This is a genomic window from Agrobacterium sp. 33MFTa1.1 (assembly GCF_004328495.1).
Taxonomy (GTDB): domain Bacteria; phylum Pseudomonadota; class Alphaproteobacteria; order Rhizobiales; family Rhizobiaceae; genus Agrobacterium; species Agrobacterium pusense.
Genome location: NZ_CP036358.1, coordinates 1,019,146 through 1,040,123 on the forward strand (window position 1 = coordinate 1,019,146; position 20,978 = coordinate 1,040,123).

Sequence of the window (20,978 nt, forward strand, 5' to 3'; positions counted from 1 at the left end):
ACGTTCTGGAGTTTCCGGCTAATGGAATACAACGCGTTTTTTCCGCCCCACGAGGGACTGCGATTGAAAGACATCGCAGACCGCTTTGGGGCGGAACTGTCTGATGGGGCGGCGGGAGAGCGGATTGTCAGGTCCGTTTCTCCGGTCTATCGGGCAAAACCCGATCAGCTCTGCTATATCCTTTCGCGCAAGAACCGCGATGAGCTGCAGACCTGCGAAGCCGCCGCCGTCATTTGTGACGCTGCCCTTGTGGACATGCTTCCGTCCGACATCCCCGCGCTGATATCGAAAAATCCACACACGCTGTTTGCCCAGGTTGGTGCCTTGCTGCACCCCTCGGCGATGCGTCCCGGTCCGATCGCGCGGATGGAAAGCGAAATTTCTCATGCTGCGCATGTCGATCCTTCCGCGAAGCTGGAAGCGGGCGTCATTGTCGAGGCGCTCGCAGTGATCGGCGCCGGCGCCCACATCGGTGCTGGTACGCGGATCGGGCCGGGTGTCATCATCGGGCAGGATGTACAGATCGGACGCGATTGCACCATTGCAGGCGGCGCAAGCGTTCTTGCCGCGCTCATCGGTAATAATGTGATTATCCACAATGGTGCGCGCATCGGGCAAGACGGTTTCGGTTATGCCCCCGGTCCACGCGGCATGCTGAAGATCGTCCAGATTGGCCGTGTCATCATCCAGGACAATGTCGAGATCGGCGCGAACACCACGATCGATCGCGGCACCATGGATGACACGGTGATCGGCGAAGGCACCAAGATCGACAATCAGGTCCAGATTGGCCACAACGTTCGCATCGGCCGCCATTGCGGCATCGTCAGCAAGGTCGGCATTGCGGGCAGCACCCGTATCGGCGACGGTGTGATGATTGGTGGTGCGGCAGGCATCAATGGCCATATCAACATTGGCGACGGCGTGCAGATCGCTGCCATGAGCGGTGTTGTGGCGGACGTGCCGGCAGGCGCCCGTTATGGCGGAACGCCTGCGCGACCGATGAAATATTTCCTGCGCGACATGGCCGAAATTCTGGCACGCGCTGAAGGGCGTGATAAAAAAACAGGAGAGAAAAACAATGACTGAAGAAACGAAGACGACGCTCGGCGCGGCTGACATTCTGGAAGTCATGAAGCTTCTGCCGCATCGTTACCCATTCTTGCTGATCGACAAGATCATCGATATTGACGGTAACAATTCGGCGACCGGCATCAAGAACGTGACGGTCAACGAACCGCATTTCACCGGCCACTTCCCGGACCGGCCGATCATGCCGGGTGTTCTGATCGTCGAAGCCATGGCCCAGACGGCAGGTGCAATATGCGCCCGCAGTCAAGGTGAGGGCGGCCATCTGGTCTACTTCATGACAATCGACAACGCCCGTTTCCGCAAACCCGTGATCCCCGGCGATCGTTTGGAAATTCACGTCGTCAAGCAGCGCCAGCGCGGTAATGTCTTCAAATTCCATTGCGAGGCGAAGGTGGATGGTGCGCTGGTGGCGGAGGCTGATGTCGGCGCCATGATGATCCCCGAGGACCAGCAATGAGCACGATTGCCGCCTCGGCCAGAATTCACCCCACCGCCGTGATCGAAGACGGTGCGGTGATCGGTGAAAACGTCGTCATCGGTGCGCTGAGCTACGTCGGCGGGAAAGTCACGCTGCATGATGATGTCCGGCTGCACAATCATGCCGTTGTATCCGGCCTGACGGTCATCGGCCGTGGATCGGTCGTCCACCCCATGGCGGTCATCGGCGGCACACCGCAGGCGGTTCGCCACGACGGTTCTGAAACCACGCTTGAAATTGGCGAGCGCTGCACCATGCGCGAAGGCGTCACCATGAACGCCGGCAGCTCTGATGGCAGCGGCAAGACGATCGTCGGTAACGACAATCTGTTCCTTGCCAACTCACATGTGGCGCATGATTGCCGCCTTGGTGACCACATCATCCTGTCCAACAATGTGATGCTGGCCGGCCATGTGACGATCGAGGACCGCGCCATTCTCGGCGGCGGCTGTGCTGTTCACCAGTTCACCCGCATTGGCCGTCAGGCCTTCATCGGCGGACTGTCCGCGGTCAATTACGATGTCATTCCCTATGGAATGCTGAATGGCAATCCCGGCATTCTCGGCGGCCTTAATGTCGTTGGCATGACGCGTGCCGGCATTGAGCGCGCAGATATCCACAAGGTCCGGCGCGTCTTCAAGCAGATCTTCGAGGCGGAAGGCACTATCCGCGGCAATGCGGCAGCGATCGACCGCAGCGAATATCTGGATTGCCCGCAGGCGCTAGAAATCATCGATTTCATTGGAGTGGACAGCGACCGCGCGATCTCTTCGCCCAACCGGGGCAAGTGAGCCGTGACAGGCGGCGGGCGTCTCGCCATTGTGGCCGGCAGCGGCCAGTTGCCACTTTACGTGGCGAACGCCGCCCGTGAGATGGGAGAAGATCCTTTCATCGTGCGGCTGCGCGATGATTCCCGCTTCGACTGGAGCGGTTTCGACAACGCCGTCATCTCGGTTGGTGACGTCGCCGGGCTTGGCCGGCTGCTGCGTGACAACCGGGTGGATCGTGTCGTGCTTTCCGGGGCCGTGGCGCGGCGGCCGGAATGGCGTGAAATCCGCCCCACCGTCGCTATCCTGCTAAAACTTCCATCCATCGTCAAAACGCTATTGTCGGGCGGCGATGACGCCGTTCTGCAGATGGTCATAAAGATCATCGGCACGCTCGGTGCGAAAGTCATCGGCGCGCATGAGATCGCTCCAGGCCTCTTGGCCACGACAGGCGCTTTCGGCACGCAAAAACCGGCCGAAGACGACTTGAAAGACATAAGCAGGGCAGCTGAGGCGGCGCTTGCGCTCGGCAAACTTGATGTCGGGCAGGGTGCGGTCTCCGTCGGCGGCCGCATCGTGGCGCTCGAGGGCGTTGAAGGCACGGACGCAATGTTACTGCGCGTCGCGGCATTGCGCGCGGAGGGACGCATCTCGCCCCGCCGCCGGGGCGTGCTGGTCAAGCTCTGCAAACCGCAGCAGGATGTACGCGCCGATCTGCCGACAATCGGGATCGAAACTGTCGAAAATGCCCAAAAGGCCGGGCTTGCGGGCATTGCCGTCGAAGCCGGACGCGCACTGGTGCTTGATCGTGACGCGATGTTGAAAGCTGCCGATCAGGCGGGCATATTCGTCTGTGGCATCGATACGTCACTTCGCGGAGACATGATGGAATGACGGAGAGATTGAAGGTGGCGGTCATCGCCGGCGAAGTGTCGGGCGATCTTCTCGGCGCGGATCTGATCCGGGCCCTCAAGGCCCGATATCCCGGTTCGATCGAACTTGTCGGCGTCGGCGGCGAGGCGCTCGAGGGGCAGGGGCTCACTTCTCTTTTCGATTATTCCGAACTCTCGATCATGGGGTTCACGCAGGTCCTCAAGAAACTGCCCAAACTGATCGGCCTGATCAACCGGGCGGCTGAGGCGGTGATACGGGAAAAACCGGATGTCCTTTTGATCATCGACAGCCCGGATTTCACCCATCGAGTGGCGAAAAAAGTCCGCAAGGAACTGCCGCATCTCCCGGTCGTCAATTATGTGTGCCCGAGCGTCTGGGCCTGGAAAGAACATCGCGCAACGGCGATGTTATCCTATGTGGACCATGTCCTGGCTCTCCTGCCATTTGAGCCGGAGGCGATGCGCCGTCTCGGAGGCCCGCCGACCACATTCGTCGGCCATCGCCTCAGCGTCGATCCGGACGTCCTCGCGGTGCGTCGGAAGCGGGCAGAACGGCCACTTCCAGCGGAGGGGCGGCTGAAGACGATTCTTCTTCTGCCCGGGTCGCGTTCCACCGAGACCACCAGGCTGATGGAGCCGTTCCAGCACGCGGCGAAGGCTTTTGTGGAACGGAATGGTCCGACGCGGTTTCTGCTGCCCACCGTTCCACGTCAGGAACATCGCATCCGCGAACTGGCGGCGTCTTGGCCGCAGGAAATCAGACCCGAAATCGGCATCGATCCTGCTTTCAAGTGGAACTCCTTTGCGGAAGCCGATGCGGCTATCGCAGCGTCAGGCACGGTCATTCTTGAGTTGGCTCTTGCCGGCGTGCCGACCATATCTGTCTACAAGACCGACTGGATTTTCACCATGCTGAGCAAGCGGGTGAAGACCTGGACGGGTGCGCTACCCAATCTCATTGCCGATTATGCTGTCGTCCCGGAGTATTTCAACGAGGTGGTCAGGGCCGGATCGATGCTGCGTTGGGCGGAACGCCTGTCATCCGATACAATTGAGCGGAAGGCCATGCTCGAAGGTTATGCTCTGGTGCAGCAACGTCTGCGCACGGATGTCCCGCCCGGCGAAACCGGCGCGGCTATTCTCCTCGAGGTCGTGAACGCCCGCAGACAGCGAGGTTGAAGCCCCATCTGTGTCAGGGCCTGTGTTGCCGCCGGTCCCACCGCGTGTATCCCAATCCACAATGGCAAGCAAAAAGGCCGGCGAGTAAAACTCGCCGGCCTTTGATGTGACGTGGTTTGCCGATTAACGCTTGGAAACCGGAATGTAGTCGCGTTTGCCGGCACCCGTGTAAAGCTGGCGCGGACGGCCGATGCGCTGCTGCGGATCTTCGATCATTTCGTTCCACTGTGCGATCCAGCCGACGGTGCGGGCGAGAGCGAAGAGGACGGTAAACATGGTCGTGGGGAAGCCGAGCGCCTTCAGCGTGATGCCCGAATAGAAGTCGACATTCGGGTAAAGCTTCTTTTCGACGAAATACGGGTCGGAAAGGGCGATCTTTTCCAGTTCCAGCGCGACCTGCATGATCGGATCGTCGGAATTGCCAGTGGCTTCCAGCACTTCATACATCGTCTTCTGCATGATCTTGGCGCGCGGGTCGTAGTTCTTGTAGACGCGGTGACCAAAGCCCATCAGGCGGAACGGGTCGTTCTTGTCCTTGGCGCGGGCGATGTATTCCGGAATGCGATCAACCGAGCCGATTTCATTGAGCATGTTGAGCGCCGCTTCGTTGGCGCCGCCGTGTGCCGGACCCCAGAGGCAGGCAATGCCGGCCGCAATACAGGCGAACGGGTTGGCGCCCGACGAACCGGCAAGACGCACCGTGGAGGTGGAGGCATTCTGTTCGTGATCGGCATGCAGAATGAAGATGCGGTCCATGGCGCGGGCCAGAACCGGATCGACCTTGTATTCCTCGCACGGCACGGCAAAGCACATGTGCAGGAAGTTGGAGGCGTAATCCAGATCGTTCTTCGGGTAAACGAAGGGCTGGCCGATATGGTACTTGTAGGCCATCGCGGCGATCGTCGGCATCTTGGCGATCATGCGAAGCGATGCGACCATGCGCTGATGCGGATCGGTGATGTCGGTCGAGTCGTGGTAAAAGGCCGAGAGAGCGCCGACCGTGCCGCACATGACGGCCATCGGATGCGCGTCGCGGCGGTAGCCGGTAAAGAAGCGGCTCATCTGCTCGTGCACCATGGTGTGGCGCGTGACGCGGGTATCGAAATCTTTCTTCTGTGCCGCCGTCGGCAGTTCGCCGTAAAGCAGCAGATAGCAGGTTTCCAGGAAGTCGCCCTGTTCGGCGAGCTGTTCGATGGGGAAGCCACGGTGCAGGAGAACACCTTCGTCACCGTCGATATAGGTGATCTTGGATTCGCAGGAGGCCGTCGACGTGAAACCCGGGTCGTAAGTGAAGGAGCCCGTGTGTTTGTACAGCGTGCCGATATCGACGACGCTCGGCCCGATCGTGCCTTCCCTGACTGGGAGTTCGACCTGTTTGTCGCCAAGTGTCACTGTAGCGCTTTTTTCCGTCATACTGATCCTCCGAAAACATGCGGGTGGGGGCGTTGAGACACGCCCCGCGGTTAAGCGTCTACCGATTAGCTATATGATCCTGTCGCAGATGCCAAGCTATCCAAAGGTCAAATTGTGCATTGCGGCAAACGCAAATGCGTTGCTTTTGGCCTCGTCGATCGAAGCAATTCAATCTCGGTCAACGCGCGGTTAAAGGAAAGCATTGCAATCTCGGGCGTCCCTCTGCAAACCTGTTTACAGTGCGGCAGGGGCGCGGCGCAGAATGCTTGGTCAAGGGGAAAAACAGCATTTCGGATATGCCGAAACGATGCAGGGAAACGCCCCCGGCACGGTGGATATCCTGTTTCCGCTGCAGCGGACCGTCGCCGTCGCGATCCCTGTTCTGCCGCCTCTGGTCGACAGGCCCGAACCCGGCGTTTCCGTTTCTCGAAAAGTTGCCGTCTGGCTGACGGAAGAACGCGCATTCGGGCACGATTTTCTTTTCGTACCCGTTGTCATCGGTTGCGGAGCGATCCTCTGGTTTTCTCTCGACACCGCGCCTTCCTTGCCCCTTCTGATCGTCGCATTTTTAGTCGCGGCCCCACTGGCGCTTCTCAACCGATACCGCCTTGATACGGTGGGAAGGGCGTGCAGCCTTGTCGCCCTCTTGTTGCTCGGCATGCTTTTTGCGGAACTGGAAACCCGCCGTGCGGCGACCATCCTTCTGGACACGCCGGTCACCACCACGCTCACCGGCAAGGTGGTGCGCCGGGAGGTGGATGCGCGGGGCGACTGGCGGTATCTGGTGCAGCTCCACTCCACTGAAGCACCGTCACTAACGCGTCTGCCGGGGAGGGTGTCGCTCCTTGCGCGCGGTGGCGGCGACGCCATGCCGATCGGCGCGACCATACGCGGCAAGGCACGGCTCTCTCCACCGTCCGGACCGGCTTTGCCGGGATTGAACGACTTTGCCTTTTCATCTTATTTCCGGGGCATCGGTGCGACAGGCTTTTTTTACCAGCCGCCCCAGGCGGTGGCGACGGCGGACCTTGGGGCCGAGGGTTGGCTGGAGATGGCCGACATGTGGCTTTATCGCCTGCGTGCCGCCATCGCCGAGCGCATTCGCACGACGATCGGCGGCGATGCGGGTGCCTTTGCTGCATCCATCGTCACCGATGAGAGACAAGCCATATCGCCGAAAACCATGGAGGCACTGCGGGTCTCGGGGCTGGCTCATATCGTTGCCATATCCGGGCTCAACATGGCCTTGGCATCAGGCATCTTCTTTGTCGGCATGAGGCTCGCATTCAGCCTGTTCCCAGCCTTTGCCCAGCGATGGCCGGTCAAGAAGATATCCGCCTTCGCAGCGCTCCTGATGACACTTTGCTACTATCTGATTTCCGGTTTCGCAGTTTCCGCCGAGCGGGCCTGGCTGATGATGTCCGTGATGCTGATTGCGGTGCTCTTCGATCAGCCCTCGCTCAGCCTGAGAAATGTTGCGCTCTCCGCCCTCGTGATACTGGCGCTGTCCCCGTCGGAAGTGATGGGTCCAAGCTTTCAGATGTCTTTTGCCGCAACGATCGCGCTTGTTTCTGCCTATGCGGCCTGGAGCCGCTGGCGCATTGACCGCGAGCGTCTTTTTAGAGGGCGAAAACCGGCTTGGGTGACGGTAGCGCAAACGGCAGGTGCCGTGATCGGCGGCGTTATCACAACGTCGCTGATCGGTGGGCTTTCGACAGCAATCTATTCTGCCGAACATTTCCAGCGTGTCACCACCTATGGACTTTTTGCCAATCTCGCCGCCACGCCGCTCATGTCGCTGATCGTCATGCCCTTCGGTCTGATTGCCATGCTGCTGATGCCGTTCGGGCTCGACGCGCCATTCCTGAAGGTCATGGGCCATGGCATGGCGCTGGTCATAGAGGTCGCGGACGAAGTCGCCTCCTGGGGTGGCAGCGCCGCGACCGGACGTCCGCATGGCTGGTTCATCGGCATCGCCTCGGCTGGCTTCCTGCTGCTGACCCTGCTGCGCAGCCGCCTTGCGCTTTTGGGCATTCCGCCTTTGCTGCTTGCCTTCGGCCTCTCGGCAGCGACATCTCAGCGCGATCTGCCCGATCTCCTCGTTCATGAAGACGGTTCTCTGGTCGCGCTTCTGGACGAGAACAAGGTTTACGCCACAAAAACCCGGCCGCATGGCTTCATCTATGACCAGTGGCAAAGGGCGCTGCTGCTTCCGGAGAAACCGCTCGCGCCCGTTATCCTCAGACAAGTCGTTCCAACCGCGTCCGGCATCGCACTCACCAGGAAATCAAAGCTCACGCGGGACGAAATAAAGGCTGTGGGACGAGACATGGTGGCTGCGTTGAAGGATGCAGCGCCTGGAATTTTTACATGCAAGTCAGGTCGCTGGTGCGTGGCGCGTGCGGAAAGCGGCGAATGGATCATCGTACTGGAAGACGGCCGCCTCGCCGGAAAGGCATGTGACATTGCCGACATCGTCATTGTTTCCCGCAGAACGTCGTTTGCACAGTGTCGCTCGGGCGCGTTACTCCTCAACCGCGACATATTGCGGCGCATCGGTTCCGTGGAGATAGACTTCGCGAGGAGCGATCAGCCCGGCGTTGTCGGTCGGCTACGGGCGTCGACCGCGGGCGCAAACCGCCCGTGGAGTGAACATCGATATTATGACTGGAAAACCGGACGTTTCGACCGGGAATTGCCTGAAACGATCACCCGTCTGCTGGCGGCGTCGCAATGATCGCCGCCAGCACGGATCGTCAGGCCTTTGCGCGTAGATCCGTCGTCAATTCGCCGATTCCGGCGATCTCCTCTTCATGTGCCGCGTCACGCCAGGTCTCCTTCAGTCCCGCCTCATACCATTCGCGCATGGACGGCAGAGCGAGCAGTCGCTCACAATAGGCTTTTGCCGCAGGAGAAAGGTCTGCGCCATACGTCTGGAAACGGAATGCCACAGGGCAGTAGAAGGCATCCACCGCCGTGAACTTCTGACCGGCGAGATAGGGACCGCCGAAATTCGACAGGCCCTCGCTCCACAACGCATCGACACGCTTTATATCCGCCGCAAGCCCGGCATCGCTGACGTTCGGTCTGACACGAACGCCAACGGACATGGGGTAGAGATTGCGAAGGGACGAAAATCCCGCATGCATTTCGCTTGCTGCCGACCGCGACCAGGCTCTCGCATGCTTGTCGCTTGCCCATACCCCTTGATGACGTTCGGCAAGATATTCGGCAATCGAGAGTGACTCCCAAATCGTCACGCCATCATCGACGAGGCAAGGCACCTTGCCAGTTGGGGAAAAGGTGGAGAATGACACGCCTTCACCAAACGGGACGAGTTTCTCCTCGAAGGCGATACCGAGCGTGCGCATCAGGACCCATGGCCTCAGCGACCAGGAGGAGTAATTCTTGTTGGCGATATAAAGATCGTACATTGCGGGTCTCCTGACTGTGAAGCGGGTTTTTATACCAGCGGCCCGGCCCGGAATATCGCAAAGAATCCATCGCTCCCATAACGCCAATTGATGGGTGGGGCGCCATCCCTGCCGACGTCCTCTGGCAAAGCCGCCTTCGCCGCCATTAAAAAGAAAAGGCGCATCACTCGAGTGGAATGACGCGCCGTTCATCTTGAAGGCCTGGTTTATCGCTCATCGACCGCTCCGGCCTTATCCGGACCGGCAGCAGCATCAATGATACCGGCGGATCAGCCCTACCAGCTTGCCCTGGATTTTAACCCGATCAGGTCCGAAAATGCGGGTCTCATAGGCAGGGTTTGCGGCTTCAAGTGCGATCGAGGCGCCTTTGCGACGGAAGCGCTTCAGCGTCGCTTCCTCGTCATCCACCAGCGCCACGATGATATCGCCGGGATTGGCGGTGTTGCCGTTGCGAATGATGACGGTATCGCCATCGAAGATGCCGGCCTCGATCATCGAATCGCCCTTGACCTCGAGCGCGTAATGTTCACCCGAGCCAAGCATGTCCACCGGAACCGCCACGTCATGCGTATTGTTCTGAATGGCTGAGATCGGCACACCGGCAGCGATCCGGCCCATGACGGGCACGGTTGCCGCGCCTGCTATATCGTTCGCGGGCGCCTTGGGAGCAGGGGCGGGCTCGGGCATCTTGGGCTTGCCGAGACTGCCTTCAATAACGCTCGGCGAGAAGCCCCGTTGCGGCCTCGCACCCGGCACATAGGCCTCCGGCAGCTTGATCACTTCAAGCGCTCGCGCCCTATTAGGTAGCCGGCGAATGAACCCTCGCTCTTCCAGAGCGGTGATCAGCCGGTGGATGCCGGATTTGGAGGCAAGATCGAGTGCGTCCTTCATTTCATCGAAGGAGGGCGGCACGCCGGACTCTTTCATTCTTTCATGAATGAAGAGAAGCAATTCCTGCTGTTTGCGCGTGAGCATGAGGAAAACACCCTTGAGAATCGTCGTTGAAGTCGCGAAACAAATACAGAACGAACACTATATGTTCCATATGTGTTCCGCAATCCCCTAAAATTTCGTGAACTTGGGGCGAGAAAACAAAACGGGAATGGCACGCTAAGAACCCCGGTAGGTAAGCTGGAATGAAAATCATAAGATTTCATTGTTTTTATTAGCTTTTTTCCGAAAATTAGGCGTCGCCAGTCGCTGTATTGGCAAACCTCGATAATGCGTCGTTCTCGCGCAGCAGCTAAGTAGCCGATTACTCAGAATATATTGAGCCCCGTCTTACGATTGAATGCTCTGCGATGTCGTGATTAGGAACCTTATTGGAACCCCTATAGCAACCCAAGCTTTTCTTGTCGGTCTCGCCGGGCGGGAGTGCGAGCCTGAGACGGGCCTATCCCACTATCGTTCACGCGCCTACGATCCCTCGACCAGCCGCTTCCTTCAGGAAGATCCGATCTGGTTCAAAGCCGGTGACTTTAACGTCTACCGCTATGTCTGGAACTCGCCCGCCAATTGGACCGATCCGAGTGGAATGGCGGCAGCAGGACAATATGCGAGTACACTCGCTGTGCCAGTTGCACTGATGGGTGGTACGATTGCTACACAACGCATGCTATCCACAGCCAGTGGCACCGCGCGATATCTGGCATCCGCCGACAAGAATGCATTGAGTACGATTGGTGCAGCTATAGCATGCACCTTCTACACCCTTGCCGATGCGCTGAATACAGCGATGCAACCGAAAATGCAGATTGTCGGCGTAAGTGGTTGTGGTGTTTTGGCGCGATCGACTCCGCCAAACGAACCTCCTAAAAGGCGGACCTGCAGATGATCCGGCCGAACCGTGTGATGTCCAGTTAGATTCCAATTTAATGATGTGTAAGACAATCGCAGCCATGAAGCATGGGAAATTAAATGAAACAGGAAAGACATTTCACGAAATTTCTTGATGTTATAGGGTCAACTGATAGGATTGAGGTTGAAATTAGTTGGCCAATGAACAATGGCGATTTATACGTTTGTCGTGCGCGCGTGAGGTTCAGAGGTATTACCAAAGAGCGCAGTATCGAAGGCCTTGATGGCATCAGTTCAATTGTTAACGCGATTATATATTCTTATCTAAATGTAATGAAAATAAGTGAAGAATATGGAATCGATTATGACATTGGCGTATTGAAAGTGGATGATATTTTGCCGGTTCCTGCTAGGATTATAAGCAATTTAATGATCTTACATAAGCAACCCTGACCGAAGGTCGACCTGTTCCCAAGATCAGGACTCATTTACCGCCCTTACTTACGACGCCTTGGATAGGCTTGTCTCCCGAACGGAGGCCGCAGGCAATGTTTGGACCTACGAATATGATGTGCTCGGGGGATACCTGCCCGCGCATTTTAAAAGAGTCGACCTGAAGATAGCGGCCCGCCTTCGGGTCGTAATGGTGATATCAATTGTAGTGCAAATCGGGTTCTAGCTGGATATATTAACCGGAAATAGCTGGTTGAGCGAATTATGTTCAACGACTATGGTTTGGTGACGTCGCGGAATTCAGTCCTTTTCTTACCCATTGATCAATTTCTTCTTTAGAGTAGCCAAGTAGTAATCCTATAATTCGATCAATACCCTCATCAGGGCGTTGAATATTGTCCTGTTGGGCAACCAAGGCTGTCTTTAAAGCAGGAATGCGCCAAGCTTCCTCGGGAAGACTGTAGAAAATGTAAGTCACGCTAAAGCGAGGGTGCTCGGGATTTAGAAGTGTAAATTCTTCCATTAGGATCGATCCCTCATCAACATATGGCTGGAAGTTATCGACGGGGATTAGGTCCTTATCGCCTACCGACTCAATATAGTAGAACATTGAGAGGGGTTTTTTTCCCTCTCGCATTAGTCTCAATTCATGACCAATGATCTCTTTCATTTTAATTTCAATCAATTAGGAATTGTTGGTGCTAATCTGGAAGGTGGCCATTCTACGATTCGGCAGAGGCATTGATAGCAGGCATTCGGATATTCTGGATTTATATCCGGAGGACGATCTCGTGCTCCACATTCATAGCCATAGACACCGGGGCAATATAGGATCGGTCCCCCGTTTCGATTTTTTTAGCGCCCGTCCGGATCTACGCCCATCTAAGGTGAATTAGTTACATAGGTCCACATATTTGGTCCATCGGGCATCCCAAGAGGATCGGCCTGGAGATAGCGGCCTGTCGTCGGATCGTAGTGGCGATGCCAATTGTAGTCCAAACCGGATTCCAGTTGAAACCATTGCCCCGGAAAGCGTTGGTCGAGCGTGGCGGATCCGAGGATCGTATATGCCTCCCCATAAGGCAGGTAGGTTGCGCTCCAGACCACATTTCTTGCGCTGTCGGTCATCATGATGGGACGTTCGAGATGATCGGTATGAACCTGGTAGATCATAGCTACTTCCGTACCGGCATCTGCAACCACTGCCAAAGGCTCTCGTCAAGCCAGATATACTCCCGTCCCAGCGCGCCGTTGCCGTCATATTCCGCGATGATGTTGCCGCTGAAGTCGTAAATATAGGGAAGTGTTGTGGCGCGAGAAAATACAAACGCCTGATATCGGTCAGATGCACAGTGGCCAACAGCCGACCTTGCGTTTTCCGCCTTTAACCGGCGCTACACACCTGAAGTCACTGGCCATCCAAAAACGGTCGCGACCGATCTCGCCAACAATCCGCAGGCGGATGAAAACTGGTAAACCGTCCGCATTCAGGTGAAGCCGGAGGACTGGTGAAACCCGGTAACCTCAGCCCACTGCCGATACCGGCATCGACGCGCAGGCCGGTCATTTGCATTCCCGGCGCTCTTCGTGCTTTTGTCAGCTTCAATACCCGGCACCTGCGCCGGGCGCGTCAAAAAGGCAAGATTTATGGCTGACAGGCATCGCGTCGATCATCTCGTTCTGCCCGTTCGGGACCTTGCGGTAGCGGCCGCGCGGCTCAAGGTCCTTGGCTTTACGGTCGCGCCACAGGCTCTCCATCCTTTCGGCACGGAGAATGCCTGTGTGTTCTTCAGGGATGGCACCTATCTTGAGCCTCTGACAATTGCTGACCGGGTTAGCTATATCGCGTCGGTCGAGAGAGGCGATGTTTTTACCGGCAGGGACCAGGCATTCCGGCGATCGTACGGACAGGAAGGTTTTTCTGCCCTTGTGGCCTCCACCGCTGACGCTCGTGCCGATCACCGGAGATTCGTGGCGTCTGGCGTATCGGCCGGCGAGGTCTTCGAATTTTCGCGGCCCATGCAAATGCCGGACGGATCGTCAGGCGAGGCGGCGTTCCGGCTTGCTTTCGCGGCAAGCGGATCGGCTGCGGATTTCTTCCTCTTCAGTTGTCAACGCCTGCAGGCACTGCCGGGGGACCGTGCTGCACTGGAACGTCACCAGAACGGAGTTCTGGGCCTTCGCGAGATCGTGCTGTGTTCCGGTACGCGGAGTGACACCCACTTGATAGAAGCGGTTTTCGGCTGCAACGGCGTCGTGTCTCCGGATGGTGATGTCGTTTTCGAAACCGGCAATGCAAGGGTGAGGCTGAGTGAAAGACCCGCCCTTTCTGGCGTCGACCCGAAGGCTACGGGAAAAAGCGGTGAGGGCCTGCGCGGCATGGGCGTCGTCTTTTCCGTTGACGATCTTGCCGTGACAGCGACGGCACTTGCTGCTAATGGCGTGTCCAGCGCAGAAGCGGGCGGCCGTCTGGTGGTGCCCGCAGCACCCGGACAGGGCGTCGATTTCGCCTTCGAGGAAAAAAGATGAGCGTCACGAACAATCTCAAAGTCACCGCCGGCCAGGGCGCCAGCAAGGTTTCCTTTTGCAATAGCGAGCGTTTTTCACTGATCGCCGGCCCCTGCCAGATGGAAAGCCGGGAGCACGCCTTCATGGTTGCGGGTGTCTTGAAGGAGCTTTGTGACGGGCTCGGAATCGGCCTCGTTTACAAGTCATCTTTCGACAAGGCGAACCGCACCTCGCTTTCCGGCAAGCGTGGCATCGGCCTGGACAGTGCCATGCAGATATTTGCCGATCTCAAGAAGGAATTCGGCTTTCCGGTCCTGACCGACATTCACACCGAAGAACAGTGCGCCATCGTTTCCGAAGTGGTGGATGTGCTGCAGATCCCGGCCTTCCTCAGCCGTCAGACCGATCTTCTCGTTGCCGCCGCAAAAACCGGCCGTGTCATCAATGTCAAGAAAGGCCAGTTCCTGGCGCCATGGGACATGAAGAACGTGCTCGCCAAACTGAATGAAAGCGGCAACCCCAATGTGCTGCTGTGCGAACGCGGCGCGTCCTTCGGCTACAATACGCTGGTCTCCGACATGCGTTCTCTGCCGATCATGGCATCCCTCGGCGCACCTGTTGTCTTCGACGCCACCCACTCGGTGCAGCAGCCGGGCGGGCAGGGCGGTTCCACCGGCGGTCAGCGGGAATTTGTCGAAACGCTGTCTCGCGCAGCTGTCGCCGTTGGTGTCGCAGGCCTCTTCATCGAGACCCATGAGGACCCGGACAACGCGCCTTCTGACGGCCCGAACATGGTTCACCTGAAGGATATGCCGAAACTGCTCGAAAAGCTGCTGGCCTTCGACGCCATCGCGAAAGCCTGAGCGGCGGGCGCGGTGCCGTGCCAATCGATTTTAAATGGCGGTGGTTCCCTTTCTACGGCCTGCCGTCATTGTAATTTCTTCGCCATCGTCTAAGACAGGCGACGGAAAATATCTGTTCCATTCCCAAGGGAGAGACCATGACTGCCATTACCGATATCATCGCGCGCGAAATCCTCGACAGCCGCGGCAACCCGACCGTTGAAGTCGATGTGTACCTCGAAGACGGCTCCATGGGCCGTGCCGCCGTTCCTTCGGGCGCCTCCACCGGCGCGCATGAAGCGGTTGAGCTGCGTGATGGCGGCAAGCGTTATCTCGGCAAGGGCGTGGAAAAGGCCGTTGAAGCCGTCAACACGGAAATCTTCGACGCCATCGGCGGTTTCGATGCTGAAAACCAGATCCAGATCGACCAGATGATGATCGCGCTGGACGGCACGCCGAACAAGTCGCGCATCGGCGCCAACGCCATTCTCGGCGTGTCGCTCGCCATCGCCAAGGCTGCTGCCGAAGCCTCCGGCCTGCCGCTCTACCGTTATGTCGGCGGCCCGAACGCGCATCTGCTGCCGGTTCCGATGATGAACATCATCAACGGCGGCGCCCACGCCGACAACCCGATCGACTTCCAGGAATTCATGATCCTGCCGGTTGGCGCAGAAAACATCCGCGAAGCCGTGCGCATGGGTTCGGAAGTGTTCCATACGCTGAAGAAAGAGCTCTCCGCGCAGGGCCACAACACCAATGTCGGCGATGAAGGCGGTTTCGCTCCCGGTCTTGAAAGCGCGCCTGCCGCGCTCGATTTCATCATGAAGTCGATCGAAAAGGCCGGTTACCGTCCGGGCGAAGACATGTATGTCGGCCTCGACTGTGCATCGACCGAATTCTTCAAAAACGGCAAATACGTTCTCGAGGGCGAAGGCCGCACGCTGGAATCGGGCGCCATGGCTGAATACCTTGCTGACCTCGTTGCCAAGTACCCGATCATTTCCATCGAAGACGGCATGGCTGAAGACGACTGGGACGGCTGGAAGGCGCTGACCGATCTCATCGGCAATAAGTGCCAGCTGGTCGGCGACGATCTCTTCGTCACCAACTCCGCGCGTCTTCGCGACGGCATCAAGATGGGCGTCGCCAACTCCATCCTCGTCAAGGTCAACCAGATCGGTTCGCTTTCCGAGACGCTGGACGCGGTCGAAACCGCCCACAAGGCCGGCTACACCGCCGTCATGTCGCACCGTTCGGGCGAGACCGAAGATTCGACCATCGCCGATCTCGCAGTTGCCACGAACTGCGGTCAGATCAAGACCGGCTCGCTTGCCCGTTCCGACCGGCTCGCAAAGTATAACCAGCTGATCCGTATCGAGGAAATGCTCGGCCCTCAGGCTGCTTACGCCGGCCGTTCAATCCTGCGCGGTTAGTTTGCGTTCGGGTTTCATGATGTGGCCCGCTGCCTGGCGGGCTCGTTTAAGCGGCGAGCGGTATGGTCCGCACTCCGTCACCCCGGACTTGATCCGGGGTCCAGTGCGATCAAGTCCTTGATCGCGAAAGAGTCTTCTCACAGCGCAGACGCGCTGTGGCTGGATGCCGGATCAAGTCCGGCATGACGAGCGTTCTTTTAGCGTCCCCGCCAATCCAGCCCGCCCTCCGGCGGGCTTTTTCATGCCCAATTGCCGATTGGAATTTAAGGTCAACGGATAGTTAAACAATCCGCTCTAGTCTCAGACTCACGTTACGCGTTTTGAGGCATCTCTCCGGCATGTGGACCAGGCATCATAAAAAGAGACGATTCGGTCGGCTGATCGTTCCAGCCATTACCATCGCTTTTCTTTCCTACTTCGGTTATCATTCGATCCATGGCGATTTCGGCCTTCAGGCAACGGAGCGGCTGGAACGGCAGCGTATTACCCGGACGGCGGAGCTTGCAAAGCTGACACAGGCGCGCGTGGCGCTGGAGCGTCAGGTGGAACTGTTGAGTGACGGTTCGCTTGAACGGGACATGATCGACGAGATTTCCCGGTACCAGCTGAATATGTCCCGAACGGACGAAATCGTCATCATGAACACATATTTCTGATTAACCGAGATTAGGTTAATTCAACATTTTTGATTTATTCACAGCATCTTAGCGTGAATATGTGCCATGCGTTTAAAGCATTGCTGCATGGCGCTTTCTTGCATATGGTACGCGCCACTCTATCCATTCAAACGGCAACTCAGGGAGGGATGAATGGCGCCGCGAAAATCAGCGACCGTATCCGGCCGCAAGACAACGGCAAAGTCCGCAACCGAATTCACCGGCAAGAACAGCCCCGACTTCTCAAAGGAAGAAGAGCTTCACGCCTATCGCGAGATGCTTCTGATCCGCCGTTTTGAAGAAAAGGCCGGCCAGCTCTATGGCATGGGCTTCATCGGTGGTTTCTGTCACCTCTACATCGGCCAGGAAGCTGTCGTCGTTGGCATGCAGATGGCTCAGAAAGAGGGCGACCAGGTCATCACCGCCTATCGCGACCATGGTCACATGCTCGCCTGCGGCATGAGCGCCCGTGGCGTCATGGCCGAACTGACCGGCCGCAAGGGCGGTCTGTCTAAAGGCAAGGGCGGCTCCATGCACATGTTCTCGAAAGAGAAGCATTTTTATGGCGGTCACGGCATCGTCGGTGCCCAGGTGTCGCTCGGCACCGGCCTCGCATTCGCCAACCGCTATCGCGGTAACGACAACGTCTCCGTGACCTACTTCGGTGACGGTGCGGCGAACCAGGGCCAGGTCTATGAGAGCTTCAACATGGCCGCTCTCTGGAAGTTGCCGATCATCTATATCGTCGAAAACAACCGTTATGCCATGGGCACCTCGACCGCCCGCGCCACCGCCCAGTCGAACTATTCGCTGCGTGGCCAGTCCTTCGGCATTCCAGGCATTCAGGTGGATGGCATGGATGTGCGCGCCGTCAAGGCAGCAGCCGATCAGGCGCTGGAACATTGCCGTTCCGGCAAGGGTCCGATCATTCTGGAAATGCTGACCTACCGTTACCGCGGTCACTCCATGTCCGACCCGGCGAAATACCGTTCCAAGGACGAAGTGCAGAAGATGCGTTCGGAACACGATCCGATCGAGCAGGTGAAAGCACGCCTTCTGGAGCAGGGCTGGGCCAGCGAAGACGAACTCAAGGCCATCGACAAGGATGTCCGTGATATCGTTGCCGACAGCGCCGACTTCGCCCAGAACGACCCCGAGCCGGATGCGTCCGAGCTCTACACCGACATTCTGCTCTGATCGGGAAAGGGAAACCCATGCCTGTAGAAATTCTTATGCCCGCCCTTTCCCCGACCATGGAGGAAGGCACGCTTTCCAAATGGCTTAAAAAGGAAGGCGACAAGGTCACCTCCGGCGACGTGATCGCGGAAATCGAAACCGACAAGGCGACCATGGAAGTGGAAGCCGTGGATGAAGGCGTCATCGGCAAGCTGCTGATCGATGCAGGCACCGAAGGCGTCAAGGTCAACACCCCGATCGCCGTGCTCATCCAGGAAGGCGAAAGCGCCGACGACATCTCTTCCTCTGCCAAGAAGGAAGAGCCGAAGGCCGAAGCTGCCAATTCCGGTTCTGATGCCGCTGGCGGCAAGACCCGCGAAGCGACCGAAGAGCCGAGCGCTTCCAAGGAAGCCGCGAAGGTTCCGGCAGCGCCCAAGATCGAGGTTGCCGCTGACCCGGACATTCCGGAAGGCACCGAAATGGTGATGACGACGGTGCGTGAAGCGCTGCGTGACGCCATGGCCGAAGAAATGCGCGCCGATGAAAAAGTCTTCATCATGGGTGAAGAAGTCGCCGAATATCAGGGCGCCTACAAGATTACCCAGGGCCTGCTGCAGGAATTCGGCGAGCGCCGCGTCATCGACACCCCGATCACCGAACACGGCTTTGCCGGCATCGGCGTCGGCGCAGCCATGACCGGCCTGAAGCCGATCGTCGAATTCATGACCTTCAACTTCGCCATGCAGGCGATCGACCAGATCGTCAACTCGGCAGCGAAGACCCTGTACATGTCGGGCGGCCAGATGGGCGCGCCGATGGTGTTCCGTGGTCCTTCGGGTGCTGCTGCCCGCGTTGCGGCCCAGCACTCGCAATGTTACGCCGCATGGTACAGCCATATTCCGGGCCTCAAGGTTGTCATGCCCTATACGGCTGCCGATGCGAAGGGTCTTTTGAAGGCCGCCATCCGTGATCCGAACCCCGTCATCTTTCTCGAGAACGAAATTCTCTACGGCCAGAGCTTCGAAGTGCCGAAGCTCGATGATTTCGTGCTGCCGATCGGCAAGGCGCGCATTCATCGCAAGGGCAAGGACGCAACCATCGTTTCCTTCGGCATCGGCATGACGTATGCGGTGAAGGCTGTTGCGGAACTCGAAAAGCTCGGCATCGACGTCGAACTGATCGACCTGCGCACCATCCGCCCGATGGACCTGCCGACCGTTATCGAATCGGTGAAAAAGACAGGCCGTCTCGTCACTGTCGAAGAAGGCTTCCCGCAGTCATCGGTCGGTGACTTCATCTCCAACCAGGTCCAGCGCGCTGCTTTCGATTATCTCGACGCGCCGATCCTGACGATTGCCGGCAAGGACGTTCCGATGCCTTACGCGGCCAATCTGGAGAAGCTGGCGCTTCCGAATGTCGATGAAGTCGTCCAGGCCGTCAAAACCGTCTGCTACAAGTAAGGGGAGGCGTTTCGATGCCTATCAACATCACCATGCCTGCCCTTTCTCCGACGATGGAAGAGGGCAATCTGGCCAAGTGGCTGGTCAAGGAAGGCGACAAGGTCGCACCCGGTGACGTGATCGCCGAGATCGAGACCGATAAGGCGACCATGGAAGTGGAAGCCGTCGACGAAGGCACCGTTGCCAAGCTGGTCGTTCCGGCCGGCACGGAAGCCGTCAAGGTCAATGCCCTCATCGCAATCCTCGCCGCCGATGGCGAAGATGTGGCCGAGGCGGCAAAGGGCGGCGATGCCGCTCCTGCCAAGGCTGAGGCAAAGACGGAGGCCCCCAAGCAGGACGCCGTCAAGGCGGAAGCGCCGAAGGAAGAGGCTGCCCCGGCGAAGGCTGAAAAGCCGGTTGCCGACCAGCCCGCCGCCTCGTCCACGCCAGCGCCGGTTGCAAAGTCCGGCGAGCGCATCTTCGCTTCGCCGTTGGCACGTCGTCTCGCCAAGGAAGCCGGTCTCGACCTTTCGGCCCTTTCCGGTTCCGGCCCGCATGGCCGTATCGTCAAGACCGACGTCGAAAAAGCTGCTGCTTCCGGCGGTGCAAAGGCTGCTCCCGCCGCTGCTGCATCCGCAGGCACACCAGCTCCGGCGCTTGCCAAGGGCCAGTCGGACGAAGCCGTTCTCAAGCTGTTCGAAGAAGGCTCCTATGAGCTCGTGCCGCATGACGGCATGCGCAAGGTCATTGCCAAGCGTCTGGTCGAATCCAAGCAGACCGTTCCGCATTTCTACGTTTCGGTCGATTGCGAACTGGATACGCTTCTGGCGCTACGCGCCCAGCTCAACGCCGCTGCCCCTGAAAAGGACGGCAAGCCGGCCTACAAGCTGTCGGTCAACGACATGGTCATCAAGGCGCTGGCGCTGGCGCTTCGTGACGTGCCTGACGCCAACGTCTCCTGGACGGAAAGCGCCATGGTCAAGCACAAGCATTCGGATGTCGGCGTTGCCGTTTCCATTCCGGGTGGCCTGATAACGCCGATCATCCGCAAGGCCGAGCAGAAGTCGCTCTCCACCATCTCCAACGAGATGAAGGACTACGGCAAGCGCGCAAAAGAGCGCAAGCTGAAGCCTGAGGAGTATCAGGGCGGCACGACCGCCGTGTCCAACATGGGCATGATGGGCGTCAAGAGCTTCTCCGCCGTCATCAACCCGCCGCATGCCACCATCCTTGCGGTCGGCGCGGGTGAAGAACGCGCTGTCGTCAAGAATGGCGAGATCAAGATCGCCAACGTCATGACGGTTACGCTCTCCACCGACCACCGTTGCGTCGATGGCGCGCTCGGAGCCGAACTGATCGGCGCCTTCAAGCGCTACATCGAAAACCCGATGGGCATGCTGGTTTGATCGGAGAGTAAG

General features: G+C 58.3%; 20 protein-coding genes. 15 read left to right on the top strand and 5 right to left on the bottom strand.

The features are described from left to right. The first annotated feature begins 21 nt into the window (after positions 1–21). Genes lpxD through lpxB form a run of 5 tightly spaced genes read left to right on the top strand, consistent with a single transcriptional unit; the run spans position 22 to position 4,409 of the window. Positions 22–1,089: a UDP-3-O-(3-hydroxymyristoyl)glucosamine N-acyltransferase gene (gene lpxD, locus EYD00_RS05150; protein WP_004441568.1), complete on the top strand. Its 1,068-nt coding sequence runs from the start codon at positions 22–24 to the stop codon at positions 1,087–1,089. Then, complete coding sequence (gene fabZ / locus EYD00_RS05155; RefSeq protein WP_004441570.1) at positions 1,082–1,549, top strand: 3-hydroxyacyl-ACP dehydratase FabZ; 468 nt, start codon at positions 1,082–1,084, stop codon at positions 1,547–1,549. Before lpxD ends, fabZ begins: the two co-directional genes overlap by 8 nt. Then, complete coding sequence (lpxA, locus tag EYD00_RS05160; protein ID WP_004441573.1) at positions 1,546–2,361, top strand: acyl-ACP--UDP-N-acetylglucosamine O-acyltransferase; 816 nt, start codon at positions 1,546–1,548, stop codon at positions 2,359–2,361. The genes fabZ and lpxA overlap by 4 nt, the downstream gene beginning before the upstream one ends. Positions 2,362–2,364: 3 nt before the next feature. Further along, positions 2,365–3,231, top strand: coding sequence for an LpxI family protein (locus EYD00_RS05165; protein WP_004441575.1), 867 nt, complete (start codon positions 2,365–2,367; stop codon positions 3,229–3,231). Continuing rightward, complete coding sequence (gene lpxB, locus EYD00_RS05170) at positions 3,228–4,409, top strand: lipid-A-disaccharide synthase (protein WP_004441577.1); 1,182 nt, start codon at positions 3,228–3,230, stop codon at positions 4,407–4,409. The genes EYD00_RS05165 and lpxB overlap by 4 nt, the downstream gene beginning before the upstream one ends. Positions 4,410–4,532: 123 nt before the next feature. Here lpxB and gltA read toward each other — a convergent pair whose 3' ends face one another. Then, positions 4,533–5,822, bottom strand: a complete 1,290-nt coding sequence (gltA, locus tag EYD00_RS05175; RefSeq protein WP_004441580.1) for a citrate synthase — start codon at positions 5,820–5,822, stop codon at positions 4,533–4,535. Between the two features lie 262 nt (positions 5,823–6,084). On the opposite strand from gltA, the gene EYD00_RS05180 reads away from it, so the two are divergent. Continuing rightward, positions 6,085–8,559, top strand: coding sequence for a ComEC/Rec2 family competence protein (locus EYD00_RS05180; RefSeq protein WP_286084884.1), 2,475 nt, complete (start codon positions 6,085–6,087; stop codon positions 8,557–8,559). Between the two features lie 19 nt (positions 8,560–8,578). Here the strand turns inward: EYD00_RS05180 and EYD00_RS05185 are convergent, their stop codons facing one another. Beyond that, positions 8,579–9,256 carry a glutathione S-transferase family protein gene (locus EYD00_RS05185; protein WP_004441586.1) on the bottom strand — a complete coding sequence of 226 codons (678 nt, stop codon included), beginning with the start codon at positions 9,254–9,256 and terminating at the stop codon, positions 8,579–8,581. Between the two features lie 252 nt (positions 9,257–9,508). Continuing rightward, on the bottom strand, positions 9,509–10,231 hold the full coding sequence (gene lexA / locus EYD00_RS05190; protein ID WP_004441588.1) for a transcriptional repressor LexA: 723 nt from the start codon (positions 10,229–10,231) through the stop codon (positions 9,509–9,511). Positions 10,232–10,547: 316 nt separating this feature from the next. Between lexA and EYD00_RS26340 the strand changes: the two genes are divergently transcribed. Continuing rightward, entirely contained in the window at positions 10,548–11,090 is a 543-nt protein-coding gene (locus EYD00_RS26340) for an RHS repeat-associated core domain-containing protein (protein WP_081859337.1), read from the top strand. An 83-nt stretch (positions 11,091–11,173) separates the two neighbouring features. Next, positions 11,174–11,506 carry a hypothetical protein gene (locus EYD00_RS05200; RefSeq protein ID WP_034495722.1) on the top strand — a complete coding sequence of 111 codons (333 nt, stop codon included), beginning with the start codon at positions 11,174–11,176 and terminating at the stop codon, positions 11,504–11,506. 268 nt (positions 11,507–11,774) lie between these two features. Here EYD00_RS05200 and EYD00_RS05210 read toward each other — a convergent pair whose 3' ends face one another. Both EYD00_RS05210 and EYD00_RS05215 read right to left on the bottom strand, forming a co-directional pair. Next, positions 11,775–12,176, bottom strand: coding sequence for a hypothetical protein (locus EYD00_RS05210; RefSeq protein ID WP_044458780.1), 402 nt, complete (start codon positions 12,174–12,176; stop codon positions 11,775–11,777). 212 nt (positions 12,177–12,388) lie between these two features. Next, entirely contained in the window at positions 12,389–12,679 is a 291-nt protein-coding gene (locus EYD00_RS05215; RefSeq protein WP_034495721.1) for an RHS repeat-associated core domain-containing protein, read from the bottom strand. 474 nt (positions 12,680–13,153) lie between these two features. Here EYD00_RS05215 and EYD00_RS05220 point away from each other — a divergent pair, with 474 nt between their 5' ends. From EYD00_RS05220 to EYD00_RS05250, 7 genes are all read left to right on the top strand, one after another. Beyond that, positions 13,154–14,035, top strand: a complete 882-nt coding sequence (locus tag EYD00_RS05220; protein WP_004441594.1) for a VOC family protein — start codon at positions 13,154–13,156, stop codon at positions 14,033–14,035. Next, on the top strand, positions 14,032–14,877 hold the full coding sequence (gene kdsA / locus EYD00_RS05225; protein WP_004441596.1) for a 3-deoxy-8-phosphooctulonate synthase: 846 nt from the start codon (positions 14,032–14,034) through the stop codon (positions 14,875–14,877). The genes EYD00_RS05220 and kdsA overlap by 4 nt, the downstream gene beginning before the upstream one ends. Before the next feature lie 137 nt (positions 14,878–15,014). Continuing rightward, positions 15,015–16,289, top strand: coding sequence for a phosphopyruvate hydratase (gene eno, locus EYD00_RS05230; protein ID WP_004441599.1), 1,275 nt, complete (start codon positions 15,015–15,017; stop codon positions 16,287–16,289). 338 nt (positions 16,290–16,627) lie between these two features. Then, positions 16,628–16,945, top strand: coding sequence for an FtsB family cell division protein (locus tag EYD00_RS05235; protein ID WP_004441601.1), 318 nt, complete (start codon positions 16,628–16,630; stop codon positions 16,943–16,945). 153 nt (positions 16,946–17,098) lie between these two features. Continuing rightward, complete coding sequence (pdhA, locus tag EYD00_RS05240) at positions 17,099–18,142, top strand: pyruvate dehydrogenase (acetyl-transferring) E1 component subunit alpha (RefSeq protein ID WP_004441604.1); 1,044 nt, start codon at positions 17,099–17,101, stop codon at positions 18,140–18,142. A gap of 17 nt (positions 18,143–18,159) precedes the next feature. Continuing rightward, on the top strand, positions 18,160–19,581 hold the full coding sequence (locus EYD00_RS05245; RefSeq protein ID WP_004441606.1) for a pyruvate dehydrogenase complex E1 component subunit beta: 1,422 nt from the start codon (positions 18,160–18,162) through the stop codon (positions 19,579–19,581). A 14-nt stretch (positions 19,582–19,595) separates the two neighbouring features. Continuing rightward, a complete protein-coding gene (locus EYD00_RS05250) occupies positions 19,596–20,966 on the top strand; it encodes a pyruvate dehydrogenase complex dihydrolipoamide acetyltransferase (RefSeq protein WP_004441609.1) in 1,371 nt (456 codons plus the stop codon). Positions 20,967–20,978: the final 12 nt, after the last annotated feature.

Excerpts from the sequence above, each read along its gene's own strand:
- lpxD (WP_004441568.1), top strand. The coding sequence starts at position 22 with ATGGAATACAACGCGTTTTTTCCGCCCCACGAGGGACTGCGATTGAAA.
- fabZ (WP_004441570.1), top strand. The coding sequence starts at position 1,082 with ATGACTGAAGAAACGAAGACGACGCTCGGCGCGGCTGACATTCTGGAA.
- lpxA (WP_004441573.1), top strand. The coding sequence starts at position 1,546 with ATGAGCACGATTGCCGCCTCGGCCAGAATTCACCCCACCGCCGTGATC.
- lpxB (WP_004441577.1), top strand. The coding sequence starts at position 3,228 with ATGACGGAGAGATTGAAGGTGGCGGTCATCGCCGGCGAAGTGTCGGGC.
- gltA (WP_004441580.1), bottom strand. The coding sequence starts at position 5,822 with ATGACGGAAAAAAGCGCTACAGTGACACTTGGCGACAAACAGGTCGAA.
- EYD00_RS05180 (WP_286084884.1), top strand. The coding sequence starts at position 6,085 with ATGCTTGGTCAAGGGGAAAAACAGCATTTCGGATATGCCGAAACGATG.
- EYD00_RS05185 (WP_004441586.1), bottom strand. The coding sequence starts at position 9,256 with ATGTACGATCTTTATATCGCCAACAAGAATTACTCCTCCTGGTCGCTG.
- lexA (WP_004441588.1), bottom strand. The coding sequence starts at position 10,231 with ATGCTCACGCGCAAACAGCAGGAATTGCTTCTCTTCATTCATGAAAGA.
- EYD00_RS26340 (WP_081859337.1), top strand. The coding sequence starts at position 10,548 with ATGCTCTGCGATGTCGTGATTAGGAACCTTATTGGAACCCCTATAGCA.
- EYD00_RS05200 (WP_034495722.1), top strand. The coding sequence starts at position 11,174 with ATGAAACAGGAAAGACATTTCACGAAATTTCTTGATGTTATAGGGTCA.
- EYD00_RS05210 (WP_044458780.1), bottom strand. The coding sequence starts at position 12,176 with ATGAAAGAGATCATTGGTCATGAATTGAGACTAATGCGAGAGGGAAAA.
- EYD00_RS05215 (WP_034495721.1), bottom strand. The coding sequence starts at position 12,679 with ATGATCTACCAGGTTCATACCGATCATCTCGAACGTCCCATCATGATG.
- EYD00_RS05220 (WP_004441594.1), top strand. The coding sequence starts at position 13,154 with ATGGCTGACAGGCATCGCGTCGATCATCTCGTTCTGCCCGTTCGGGAC.
- kdsA (WP_004441596.1), top strand. The coding sequence starts at position 14,032 with ATGAGCGTCACGAACAATCTCAAAGTCACCGCCGGCCAGGGCGCCAGC.
- eno (WP_004441599.1), top strand. The coding sequence starts at position 15,015 with ATGACTGCCATTACCGATATCATCGCGCGCGAAATCCTCGACAGCCGC.
- EYD00_RS05235 (WP_004441601.1), top strand. The coding sequence starts at position 16,628 with ATGTGGACCAGGCATCATAAAAAGAGACGATTCGGTCGGCTGATCGTT.
- pdhA (WP_004441604.1), top strand. The coding sequence starts at position 17,099 with ATGGCGCCGCGAAAATCAGCGACCGTATCCGGCCGCAAGACAACGGCA.
- EYD00_RS05245 (WP_004441606.1), top strand. The coding sequence starts at position 18,160 with ATGCCTGTAGAAATTCTTATGCCCGCCCTTTCCCCGACCATGGAGGAA.
- EYD00_RS05250 (WP_004441609.1), top strand. The coding sequence starts at position 19,596 with ATGCCTATCAACATCACCATGCCTGCCCTTTCTCCGACGATGGAAGAG.